Genomic DNA, 12,343 nt, shown 5'->3' with positions numbered 1-12,343 from the left:
TTGTTACATCCTTTTATATTTTTATTGAATGCAGATTTCACTATACTTCGCATACTCAAGTACATCTTTTAATGATTGCTGAAATGGAATTTCTGGAACCCAACCTAACTTTTTTATATCCTCTAATACTAAACTTTCATTTGAACCGCTCTCACTATTCTCTGTTTCTTTTATAGTAAAATTCAACTGTGTTAATCCTTTATATTGTTCCAATACATCTAATAAAGAACGTTTTACTCCTGATCCAATATTATATTGTTTTCCATTTATACCATCACGTAATAACACATGATACGCTTTAACTGCATCACGTACATCCAGAAAGTCCCTACTATCTTTCAAACTGTTTATTTCAATAATTGGTTCACTTTTCCCCAACTGTATATCTATCATTTTTTTTGCAAGAATAGAACAAATGCCATTCGATACTCCTGGACCAATTAAATTTGAGGGCTTTGCAATGATAATATTTGAATCCATTAATCCGCCCCAAGCCTCTGCAATAATGACTTGCATAGTTTTACTTAAACTATATGGATTTGAAACTTTTATGTTTTTCATACTATCTGCTTGCAATGCAGATCCTATAACTAATGTTTTACAATGCGAGGCTTCCTGCTTAATGGCTTCTAATAAATATAAAGTCCCTATTACGTTAATCTCTATATATTCCAGAGAAGCTGTCCAAGACTCATTAACTGAGTTTCTTCCTGCTAAATGCAATACATAGTCTGGTTTTATTTGTTTAATTACCTTCATTACTTCACTCTTATTTATTAAATCACAAGTAATACCAGTTTCGATTTTTTCTCTATGTGAACGATTTTGAAACATAGGAATTACATGAAAGCCCTGCTCTAAAAAATATTGGCAAGCATGACGTCCTGTGAAGCCATTTGCACCAGTTATTAAAAGGCTCGCATTTCTTTTCATCGTAAAAACCCTCCTTTTTCTAACATTTGTTTCACCTCATGTTTTGTAAGTAAGTCTTGTTGAGAACTAAAACTCTTCACATCCACAAGCGGATAACTAGCATAATATTCTTGAAGCCCTTCTATAGGTATAGTCGGTAGTACCACAAAATAATTTTGATTAAAACTAATACTTGTTTTACTCTCTACCTCAGATAAAAGCATTTCACTTAATTTTTCACCAGGTCTTATCCCTACCTCTTTTATCTTCACGTTTTCTTTTTTTGAATCTTCAATCAATATTTTTGCTAAATCCGTTATTTTACATGCTGGCATTTTCATAACAAAGATTTCTCCTCCTCTTCCTTCAGATGCTGCTTTAAATAACAATCCAACAGCATCTTCAATGGTTAAGAAAAATCTAGTCATATTTGCATCCGTAATCCCTACTTTTGAAGATTGCTTAATTTGCTTTTTAAAAAGCGGTACCACACTTCCACTCGTTCCTAAAACATTTCCGCCACGAACACAAATAAATTTTGTTTTCTTCGTTTGCACATTCGCATGAACCATTAATTTTTCACCAATTGCTTTTGTCATCCCATACGTATTTGATGGATCGGCCGCTTTATCAGTTGAAACATATATAACTTTCTCAACTTGATTCTGGATAGATGCTTCAATTACATTTTGCGTACCATGTATATTTGTTTTTATAGCTTCATAAGGATAATATTCACATACTGGAACATGCTTTAAAGCTGCAAGATGAAATACATAATGTACATCTTGGCAAGCATATACTAGTTGCTCTTTATCACGAATATCTCCAATAATAAATTTTAATCTCTCTTCATTTATAAACTGTTGCTGCATTTCAAACTGAACCGTTTCATTCCTTGAAAAAACTCTAATTTCTTTCGGTGATTTTTCTAATAGTTGTTTTATAAGTTCATGTCCCCACGAACCTGTACCACCAGTAATTAAAATTATTTTATTAAGCATTCCTTTTCCTCCTACCATACATTTCAATTTAAATTGTATTTATTAAGGTTATTGAATTATTTTCAATTGATTCAAATCATAATCGTCGTTTGTTACATTTAATTGACAAAATAAAAAAACAGAAACTATTTTTTAATAGTTTCTGTTTTTCATTTCACTTCTTAGCAATTAGATTTTCTTTATACTGTTTGAATGATAACTATATTACTGGTTTAAAAAACACCACTCATTTATTTCTTATACTCGTAATAAAATAAAGTGAAACTTTAATTAGTGAGGATTTTGTCCATCCCCCACTGATTATTAGTTGAATCAATCGGGCTTTTACGAGCAGCCCCACCCTCACCTAACTTCTTTGCTTTAGCCGACTTTTAAGATGGGAGTCTTACTGCTCGTTAATAGCGGGATAAATGGAATGATTCATAACCAATACCACATTTAAACTCATAGCAAAGGGAGGTAATGGAATGTACCAAAGCAATTCAAACAATACATCTAAAGAATTCTCCAAAGCACTCCCTCTCTCCCTATTCGACGTGAAAAACGAGTTACAACAAAAAAGCGATCTCATCTCTTCTGTTACCATATATAAATTAACGAAAGAAGAGCAACTTATCATCGATAAAATTAAAGCTCAGACAAAAGAACTAAATAAAAATAACGTCACAAGAACACGTGCATACTACCAATTTTACATTCAATATCCAGAAATACATTGGGCACTACTTGGGCATATCGTATCACGTAACGGTGGCTGGAATATGACAGATTTAAAGGGAGATTTATATACGAGGCTTTTATCCGAGAAAGATCAAATTACATTTTTCTCTTTTTTAGAAAGAGGAAATTGGCTCATTTTCCAAGATGTATATCCTCAATTTTTACTATATGAGCAAAGTGTAAAAAAATCAAAAAAGCTATTTCACCTTCTCACTCACTTAAATGTTTCTACATTTATGGAAACAATGTGGAACGATTTTTGGAAAACAGGTAACAAAAAAACATTAGCGATCGCAACTATTGTTAATGAACAAAACTACTTAGAAAAAAGAGTTATTCAAAATGCACACTTTAAAAAGACTGTATTAAATAGTATTGGATTTAAACTCTTTGATTTTTTTCAGTTTAATCATATCCTTTTCCCATTTTACGAAAATGATAAAAAGCAAAAAGTATTACTATTTGGTGATACAATGAAACATTTCACTTCTTTGCATGAACGAATTTCACTTGGAAAACGGTTGTATTCATTGTTATTTCGGGATACACATATTTTATCTCAAATAATAAACTGGGTCGATCACCATCCACATACAGGCTCAAGAAAAGATTACTGGCCTCATTTATTTTCTAGTGTAAATGAATCTTTTTCGCGTGAGTTTTATAAACGCCGAATAAAGAAATGCCAGTTACGTAGTGACGCGTATCGTATATACAGCCCTGCACTCATCTATGCATGGCGGGATATGAAACATGAAGAAGTTGAAAATGAAGATTGGTTTAACGATTGGCAAGTTGTAAATTATTTAGTTGATAAGGAGGAAAATATAAATGGACAAATTACAGAAGATTACTGCAAAACACTCGAAAAAATTGAACTCGCAATTCTCGCAAAGAAAAATGTCCTCCTTCGAGAAGAAGAATGATTTTTTAGCATTATTAGTTACAGTCTTACTTTCTTCTATTATTGGAACTTGCTTAGATGCTTTCTTTGTGCATACACAAATATATTCCTTTCCAGTTAGACCTTTCTCATCTATATTTTCAGTTAACATAGGCTTTACGTTGTTTGTGCTACCAATTTTAACAATCATTTTCATACAAATTTCAAAAACATTATCTGCAGTTTCTAGAACTCTATTTATTATTTTAATAGGGCTTTGTGCTAGTATTTTTGAACAAGTTGCTGAGAGGTTAGGTTTATTTGTACATAACGGGAATTGGCATCATGCTTATTCTTTGTTTGGATATATCATTTTCTTTTCTCTTATTTGGAAATTATATACTTGGATGCAAAAATAAAGAGACCGTTATAATAACGGTCTCTCCTTAAGCATAATCTTCAGTTACTGCTACTGAACGACTTTGAAGGCTTTTTGATCGCAAACGATATGCAACTACTTTCTTCTTATATTGCTTTACCACATCAACGTGTTCCTCGTAGCTATATATAGAAAATCTAATCTCTCTTTTTCCTTTCTTCGTCTCCATGACTATCGGTGTTCCATTCCCTTGCGGTGGAAAATAATGCTTATCTAAAAATAAAGCCTCGTTAAATTCATGAATAACTTGAAGTTTCATTTCTCCTTCTATACTTTCCCCATCTACCGTTACAGTAGTATTTTCCTCATCAAGTTTTTGGTGTAACTCAAATCTACTAATAATTGATTCTACAACAGAAGTTGGCATACTAGAAACTAGTACTTTAAGAGCACCAAAAATAAATAATGTAACTATAAACCATGTTGTCATTTTAATCATCTCCATTACGCTCTAAAATGAGTAGTGTTATACTCCTTATTACGATTCATTAATTTTCAAAATAAAAATTTCACTCCATAAGGTACTAATATACTAATAAGTATCCCTGTTACAATCATCGTTACCGAACCGATAGTTGCTTCTTTCTCGCCTTCCTTCACTAGACGACTCACACCGATAATATGTGATGCACAGCCCATTCCAACTCCTTTTCCAATCGTACTTGTTATACGGAAAAACTTAAGTACTGTCGGTCCGATAATAGCACCTGTTATTCCTGCAACAACTACAAAACTAGAAGTCATAGATGGAATGCCACCAATTTGATCCGCTAATGAAATGGCAATGGGCATTGTCGCTAATTGTGGTAAAGTTGTTAATATAAGTTCCTTATCTATATTTAAAATTCCACCAATCACTACATTCATACTCGTTAAAGCCACTATACCTATCACTACGCCGATTAGTATCGCTAAAAAGTTTTTCATAAGTATCTTTCGCTCTTTAAATAGAGGTATGGCTAACGCTACAATTGCAGGACTCAAAAAGCCTGAAAGAATGTCTCCCCCATTTTCCTTATACTCATGATGAGAAATACCAAATATCAAAAATAAACAAATCATAATTGCTGTAACTGTTAATACCGGTAACGTAAATGGAAACGCAAATTTTTTATATAGCTTTGTCGCCAATAAATAAATTACTACAGTAATAAAAATTAAGACCATTTGAATAGCGCACCTTGTCGATTTTATTTTTTTGATGTTACTAATAATTGACTTACATACCCTGAAACAATCAATGTTACTACCGTACTTGCAACTACTAAAAGGAATATAATACTCCCCTTACTTAAAAGAAAATATCCATATTCCATTAATCCTGTTGTCGAAGGAATTAGAAATAAGGGTAAAAATACTATTAACTTTTCTGCACCTACCTCAAACCACTTTAATGGCAAAATACGAGTAGAAAGGAGTAGGAACAATATTAACATCCCTATTAAACTTCCTGGCATAGATAGATGGAATACTCCTTGAATCCACGTACCAGCTAAGCTAAACACATATAGCACGCCTACTTGAAGTGAAAGCGTCACGTACTTCATTTCTTTCCCTCATTTCCATATTACGCTTCACTATTATGAAATCTCATTTAATGTTTCCGCAAACCTTGTAACTCCAAGCTGAATTTGTTCTACATTCGCTCTGCCAAAAGTAAATCGGATATATTCACTTTTCGAACCTAGGACGCTTCCTGGGACAAATGCTACACCATTTTGTATAGATTCACCTAGTAAATGATATTCATCAAACGTTCCTTGCACTTTGCACCATAAATGTATTCCGCCCTCAGGAACAAAAAATTCAATCTGGTCCCCTAATATTTCTTCAAGCTTTCTAATTAACTCATCTCTTCTTTGTTTCAGTTGTCCACGAAGCATCGTAATATGCGTATGAAAATCCTCAGATTCTAAAAATTGGTTCGCTACCCACTGTGTAAATACACTATGACCGAAATCAACTTGCTGCTTCGCATCTGCCAATCTCTCAATTACGCGCGTGGGGCCAATTACCCAACCAATACGTAATCCTGATGCAACAATTTTTGATAATGAGCTCACATAAAGAACATTCCCATTTTGATCCATCGATTTCAATGTTGGATTCACTTCTCCATTAAAAGAAGTCAAACTATACGGATCATCTTCTACAATCGGTATACCAAATTCAGAAGATAGTTCTAAAACCTTTTTACGTCTTGCCAATGAAAGTACCGTTCCAGTTGGATTTTGATAATCCGGATTTAAAAACACCATACGAATGCGATGCTTTTTGTGCAAATCGATTAAGTCATCTGGATTCATACCATGCTGATCAACTGGTAAACGGAATATTTTTAAACCTGCTGATTTAAACATCGGAAGTGAATAACAATAGGAGGGATCCTCAATTGCAATCGCATCTCCAGGCTTTAACAAACATTGAACGATAAGATTAAGTGCTTGCTGAGCTCCAGATGTAATAAGAATAGAGCTTGAATCTGCTTCTATTTGTTTATATTGCTCGACATGTGCCGCAATGGTTTTTCGCAACATTTCATTTCCAAGCGGATGGTCATAACCGAGATTTCCCATAAATGTTTTCTCCGACAAAATTGTTCGAAATCTATCACTCGGAATTAAATCTGATGACAATTCACCACTCGCTAAATTGATTAAATCATCTTTTTGTGTTTCCGTTCGAATTTGCTGAACAAGTGGTACATTAGGTAAGAATGATCCATCCTCAACGTACCTACCCCAGTTCGGTATTCGTTTATGTGACACACCCCATATATCTGTATTCACCCGGGTGCCGCTTCCTTTTTTCCGTTCTACTACCCCAAGTGATTTCAATTCTTCATAAGCAGCTACGACCGTACTCCGGTTCACTTGTAAATTCTGTGCTAACATACGCTCGGAAGGTAATTTTCTATCAGAAGGGAATTCACCGGTAGAAATGCCTCTTTCAATGTAATCAGCAATTTGTTTATAAACTGGTATCTTATCTTCACGATTCGGTTGCCATTCCATTTAGTTCCCTCCTCTCCAAGCTGGTGTCCTGAACTCATTAATAACAGTATTCACTGTAAAAATGGTATTAATCAAGCGCATGATTTAAAAATGCCTCTACCGTCACATTAAAGCTAGTAGGCTGTTCTAAATAAGGTAAGTGCCCACTATTTTTCAACTCAACGAAAGTCACGTTTCTCAGGTGTTTTTCAAATTCTCTCACATACTTTTCCGGAACAAAATAATCATTCTCTCCTCGTATTATTAATGCAGGACATGCAATGTTAGACAGGTATGGTCTTTGATCGTAATCAACTAATTCAGCAAATAACCTTTGAATATGAATCGGATGAATCGTTTGTAGGGATTGATGAAATCCTCGGACAATTGCATCATTATCTTCTACTCCCATTGCTCTCAATAACGTATCCGCCCAAGTTTTCCCTTTATCCTGTAAGCTAAGTAAATCATATACTTCAAGTCGTTCTTTACGATCTGCCTGTTCTAAATAGGGAAATACATTTACAACAATTAAACTAGAAACAAAACGTGGATATTGAATAGCAAAATCGATACCCACTCTAGCTCCTTTTGAAAGACCACAAATTGTTACTGATTTTAGCTTTAAATGATTACATAACTCATATAAAACATTTGAATATTCTTTAAAACTAATTTCCATCCCTTCGGATTTCCCATGCCCAGGTAAATCGAGTGAGATTACGGTCCATGTCTTCTTGAAGTATTTTCTTTGATATAACCAATTATTCGAATTTCCTCCAAGACCGTGTAAAAACAATATGACAGGCCCCGATCCTTCTATATTGTAAAAAACCTTTCGATTCTTATATTCAAAATACATATTCATCACCTTCAGATGTAGCATCACATATTTTTATCTTTGAATGAATATATCCAAAACGGTTCTCTTTCTAACCACTCAACTGTTTCTGGAACACCATCTTCATACTCTCTTTTCAGTTCCGTTACCTTAGTCGCAAATTGTGATGCATGTGCTTGCAATGCCTCGAGCTTTTTTGGAACATATTCTTTTACTTCATTTTTAAAACTTGAAGGTCCTATTTCTGCTTCATGATTATTTGAAAAAGCTACAGCATAAAATGTTGGCCTTTTATTTTCCGGAATATTAGCTAACGCCCTGGCTACCGCTTCTCCTGTTGCATCATGATCTGGATGCACTGCATATCCCGGATAAAAAGAAATGACTAACGAAGGATTCAATTCTTCCACATATTTTTGTATTACACTTCTTAATTCTCCAGGAGTTTCAAATTCAAGCGTTTTATCACGATATCCCATCATACGTAAATCTTTAATCCCTAAAATATTAGTAGCGCTCTTTAGTTCTTTCTCTCTTATAGCATATAAGGATTCACGTGTTGCAAAAGGAGGATTTCCCATCGCTCTCCCCATTTCACCTAACGTTAAGCAAACATAAGTAAGAGGGACTTTCTGCTCAGTATAAGCCAAAATTGTTCCAGCCACGCAATACGACTCATCATCCGGATGCGGGAAAACAACTAAAACGTGGCGCTCATTTTTCATCAATATATTAACTCCTTCATCATATACAAACTTTATAAAATAACGACCGCATACCAAGTAACTCCTACAAGAAGCACTAAAAGAAGAATGATATAGATAGCGGATAAGTTTTTCACATTCCTCTTTGTAGACTTACCGTAATTCTCCTCTACATTTCGTGCGACTAGTACGGTCCCAAACAGTGATACAACTACAATAATAACAACTAGTGAAATCGCAAAACTCATTGTCTTCCACCTCTCTAAGGCCAGTCTATTTTAAAGCATGAATAAAATACTACCTTTCTTCTCTTATCATAATAGAAGTTTATAAAAAACGGACCAACCACTTTTGTGTTTTTTTGCTCATCCACTTTAAAAATAAAAAGCAACTGCTCACTTAGGACCAGTTGCTTTTTTACAAGGCTACTTATATTCATTTTCAATTAAAATTAATCCGATTTAAAAGTTTAGTCTTTTCATAATGAAACATTGATTGAGATAGCTCGAAAATTGTTCCATTTACAAGATAAACTGTATTTTCAATAAGAAGCGCTGGATCATCTTCATTTAGTTCTAAAAGCTTTGCATTTTCTTTATTTATTTTTTCACAACTAATAACTTTATCGGCAAAGCCAATATTTAATCGTAAATCCTCAATGAAATAACTGTATACAGAACTTAATGCTATTTCTTCATTCAAATATGGGATGATATCTTTTTTGAAATAACTTACTTCAATAGAGAATGGTTTACCATCTACAATTCTTAAGCGCTTCAAAAAATATAGCCTAGTTCCAATCTCACATTGCATCCGTTCTACTATCTCTTCATTTGCCTCTATTACTTCAATCTCTAGCACTTTCGTTTCAATATTTTGTGAAACGAGATTTTTCGTTAATCCACGTAAACTTCCTAAATTAATGTAATCTGTTACAGAAGTTTCACGTAAAAACATACCACTACCTTGCACTTGAAAAATATAACCTCTATTCACAAGTTGACTAATTACTTTACGTATCGTATTACGGCTTACTTCAAATCGATTCATCAACGCTTCTTCTGTAGGTAATTTTTTCGTTTCATTAAAAAGCCCATCTCGAATGTTTTGCTCTAACACATCTGCAATTTGTTTATACTTTGCACTCATACACTTTCTCCTAAAATACTCTTTTATCTGTTATAACTCTTCTCCTCTCGTTTCGATCACATGTTTATACCAATGAAACGAAAGTTTCTTCTTACGTTTTAAGTTATCATTATGATCGACAAAAATAAAGCCATATTGCTTTTTATATCCATTTAACCAACTTAACAAATCAATAACTGACCATGCATAATAACCTTTTAAATTAATTCCCTCTTGAATTGCACGCTTCATTACTTTTAAATGCTCTTCAATAAATTTAATTCGCGGAACATCTACAATTTCTCCGTCAATGATTGGATCTTCATCACCAAGTCCATTTTCCGTTACATACATCTTTATGTCACCGTAACGCGCTTTCAACATATGCAATCCATCTAAGAAACCTTCGGGAGATATTTCCCAACCCCATTTGGTATATGTTTTATCATCCATTTTTACTGTTCGATAAAAACCATCAAAAGAAGGATTACCTGGAGCAAGTGTTGAGTTTTCTCGAGAATGCTCCTCGCTCTTTATATCCATATCATATCTTTCTACTCGTATTGGCTGATAATAATTCAAGCCGATAAAATCATTTTTTTCGGCATTTTGTTTAATGATTTCTAATTCTTCAACCGTCCAATTAGGAGTCCACCCATTTTCCTTTAATTGTTGTACAACATAAGACGGATACTCACCTTTTAAAACTGGATCGTAGTACCAATACGTTTCATATTCATTCGCATGAGTTGCTGCTAGTATATTTTCTTTTTGATCATCCACACTATAAGCAGGTAAGAAAACATGTGTAATCCCAATCTCCCCATACTGTTTCAGCTGCTTGTACACCGCAACTGTTTTCGCATGCGCATAAAATACATAATGAGTCGCTTGAAAATACTTTGGAACATCATTTTGTATTCCTGGTGGATGTGCACCTTTTAAATAGCCTAATCCACAAAACATTACTGTTTCATTGAAAGTAATCCAATGTTTCACTCTATCACCAAATGCCTTAAAGCAAATTTCTGCATACTTTACAAAAGCCTCTGCTGTTCGTTTATTCGTCCACCCACCATCTTTTTCTAACGGTAATGGTAGATCCCAATGATATAAAGTGGCAAACGGTACAATCCCGTACTTTAAACATTCATCAATTAAATTGTTATAAAATTCAATTCCTTTTTCATTTACCTCTCCATCTCCAGTCGGCAATATTCTCGCCCAAGAAATCGAAAAACGATACGATTCCAATCCCATCTCAGCCATTAAACGAACATCTTCCTTATATCGATGATAATGATCAACCGCTATATCACCATTTGTTCCATCGTATGTTTTGCCAGGAATTTTTGAAAACTCATCCCAATTCGTAACACCTTTTCCATCCTCATTCCATGCACCTTCTACTTGATAAGAAGCTGAAGCAGCTCCGAATAAAAAATCATGTGGAAACTTCATAGTATATACCTCCGTTTCATTACAATAAATCAAATTCATTACTACATATAAAATTTATAGGTACAAATTTTATATGTAGTAATTATAGCTTAAGTTTCGATTTTTTTCTATCATGAACGTACGATATGTAAAGCTATATTTGATGTTAATTTTTAGAAAACAAAAAAGAAGCGATGTATTTCATCGCTTCTTACTATGACAATCTTTACTCTTTTACAAGTGACTTATTCGCTCTTATAACTTCTTCATAAAGTATTGGGGACCATTTTTCATTTATATAATCTTGAATTACCCAGCCCACTCTCGTAGGATTCTTTTGCTTCATATAGTTTGCAATTTCAGGATTTATGTAGGACGCATAATAATATGGACTATTCCATGCTGTACCACCAGAAGACAAGCTTGTAAAATTAATATATAGATGATTACAATCTTCACTGTTGTTAATCGTTTCATTTATCGTATCTTTAATAGATTTTACTTTCTCATCATAACTCACTTTATATTTATCTTGTACTGTTACATTTACATTTTGATTTACAGTTGTCGTAAACGTCTCATTATCTGGCCAATAAAAATTATTATATCCTCCAGATTCATTACTACCACTGTATCTTTCTAGTAGCACAATTTTTCCTCGAGCATCTCCAAGTCTTATATTCCCTTCTGTTTTTAAAAAGATAGGATCAGGAAAATATTTTTTTTCAAACGTACTACTAAATGAATCTTCTGCCCCTTTCATATCCTCATACTCTTTTTTTAAAGACATAATAATCGTTTCACTTGGATTATCTTTTAAAAATTGTTTCGCTTCATTTATAAATTCATGCAATGTTACATAAAGATATAATGGCCCATGATGAAGAACTATCGTATTATCATCTGTTAAACGCCCTCTAATATCAAAAATTCTAGCTCCGTGATCCATTTGGTAACGAAAATTATATTCTTGCGTCATTCCCCATACTTGCTTTATCGGATTTTGCAACTTGAATGTTCCACTATCATGTGTTCCTGGAATTGAAATCCGTGCTAACGGTACGTTATCGGGTATAGGTTGCATCCATTTTGACCAGTTTTCAAGCCCATTACCAGCGCTAGCAGCAACTGCTTGCTTATCATTGAAAGCAAATACAAATGTGCTAAGTATAGTACTACATATGAATAATTTCAAAATAAACTTCTTATTGCTCATTTTTATCCCTCTCTTTTTCTGTTTTATATCAAACTTATTGAATATAATATAAGCTACTTAATA

14 protein-coding genes are annotated in these 12,343 nt (G+C 33.6%); 2 read left to right on the top strand and 12 right to left on the bottom strand.

From position 1 onward, the window contains the following. Positions 1-21 precede the first annotated feature (21 nt). Positions 22-933, bottom strand: a complete 912-nt coding sequence (locus ABH960_RS20605) for an SDR family oxidoreductase (protein ID WP_404448027.1) — start codon at positions 931-933, stop codon at positions 22-24. Then, positions 930-1,916, bottom strand: coding sequence for a UDP-N-acetylglucosamine 4,6-dehydratase family protein (locus tag ABH960_RS20600; RefSeq protein WP_404448024.1), 987 nt, complete (start codon positions 1,914-1,916; stop codon positions 930-932). Before ABH960_RS20600 ends, ABH960_RS20605 begins: the two co-directional genes overlap by 4 nt. 467 nt (positions 1,917-2,383) lie before the next feature. Here ABH960_RS20600 and ABH960_RS20595 point away from each other — a divergent pair, with 467 nt between their 5' ends. Next, the gene (locus ABH960_RS20595) at positions 2,384-3,562 is read left to right on the top strand and encodes a DUF2515 domain-containing protein (protein ID WP_219303385.1); all 1,179 of its coding nucleotides are present in this window, start codon (positions 2,384-2,386) and stop codon (positions 3,560-3,562) included. Further along, positions 3,537-3,938 (top strand): CBO0543 family protein, encoded by a 402-nt coding sequence (locus ABH960_RS20590; RefSeq protein WP_044442960.1) that lies wholly within the window; start codon positions 3,537-3,539, stop codon positions 3,936-3,938. The genes ABH960_RS20595 and ABH960_RS20590 overlap by 26 nt, the downstream gene beginning before the upstream one ends. 27 nt (positions 3,939-3,965) lie before the next feature. Here ABH960_RS20590 and ABH960_RS20585 read toward each other — a convergent pair whose 3' ends face one another. The 10 genes from ABH960_RS20585 to ABH960_RS20540 form a co-directional block, all read right to left on the bottom strand. Then, on the bottom strand, positions 3,966-4,388 hold the full coding sequence (locus tag ABH960_RS20585; protein ID WP_002088014.1) for a YfmQ family protein: 423 nt from the start codon (positions 4,386-4,388) through the stop codon (positions 3,966-3,968). A gap of 65 nt (positions 4,389-4,453) precedes the next feature. Beyond that, positions 4,454-5,125 carry an LrgB family protein gene (locus ABH960_RS20580; protein WP_404448019.1) on the bottom strand — a complete coding sequence of 224 codons (672 nt, stop codon included), beginning with the start codon at positions 5,123-5,125 and terminating at the stop codon, positions 4,454-4,456. 23 nt (positions 5,126-5,148) lie between these two features. Continuing rightward, complete coding sequence (locus ABH960_RS20575) at positions 5,149-5,505, bottom strand: CidA/LrgA family holin-like protein (protein WP_404448016.1); 357 nt, start codon at positions 5,503-5,505, stop codon at positions 5,149-5,151. Between the two features lie 33 nt (positions 5,506-5,538). Next, positions 5,539-6,972, bottom strand: coding sequence for a MocR-like pyridoxine biosynthesis transcription factor PdxR (pdxR, locus tag ABH960_RS20570; RefSeq protein ID WP_002088019.1), 1,434 nt, complete (start codon positions 6,970-6,972; stop codon positions 5,539-5,541). A 67-nt stretch (positions 6,973-7,039) separates the two neighbouring features. After that, the gene (locus ABH960_RS20565; protein ID WP_404448013.1) at positions 7,040-7,837 is read right to left on the bottom strand and encodes an alpha/beta fold hydrolase; all 798 of its coding nucleotides are present in this window, start codon (positions 7,835-7,837) and stop codon (positions 7,040-7,042) included. Then, positions 7,837-8,517: a bacillithiol biosynthesis deacetylase BshB2 gene (bshB2, locus tag ABH960_RS20560; RefSeq protein WP_404448111.1), complete on the bottom strand. Its 681-nt coding sequence runs from the start codon at positions 8,515-8,517 to the stop codon at positions 7,837-7,839. Before bshB2 ends, ABH960_RS20565 begins: the two co-directional genes overlap by 1 nt. Positions 8,518-8,549: 32 nt before the next feature. After that, complete coding sequence (locus ABH960_RS20555) at positions 8,550-8,744, bottom strand: hypothetical protein (protein ID WP_002066705.1); 195 nt, start codon at positions 8,742-8,744, stop codon at positions 8,550-8,552. A gap of 193 nt (positions 8,745-8,937) precedes the next feature. Beyond that, positions 8,938-9,645, bottom strand: coding sequence for a GntR family transcriptional regulator (locus ABH960_RS20550; protein ID WP_404448010.1), 708 nt, complete (start codon positions 9,643-9,645; stop codon positions 8,938-8,940). A gap of 30 nt (positions 9,646-9,675) precedes the next feature. After that, positions 9,676-11,085 (bottom strand): glycoside hydrolase family 1 protein, encoded by a 1,410-nt coding sequence (locus tag ABH960_RS20545; protein ID WP_103458250.1) that lies wholly within the window; start codon positions 11,083-11,085, stop codon positions 9,676-9,678. A gap of 205 nt (positions 11,086-11,290) precedes the next feature. Next, entirely contained in the window at positions 11,291-12,280 is a 990-nt protein-coding gene (locus tag ABH960_RS20540; RefSeq protein WP_404448007.1) for a phosphatidylinositol-specific phospholipase C, read from the bottom strand. Positions 12,281-12,343 lie beyond the last annotated feature (63 nt).

Origin of the sequence: Bacillus sp. RC252 (genome assembly GCF_044909215.1) — a bacterium.
Classification (GTDB): domain Bacteria; phylum Bacillota; class Bacilli; order Bacillales; family Bacillaceae_G; genus Bacillus_A; species Bacillus_A mycoides.
This window is presented reverse-complemented; position numbering and strand designations above follow the sequence as displayed.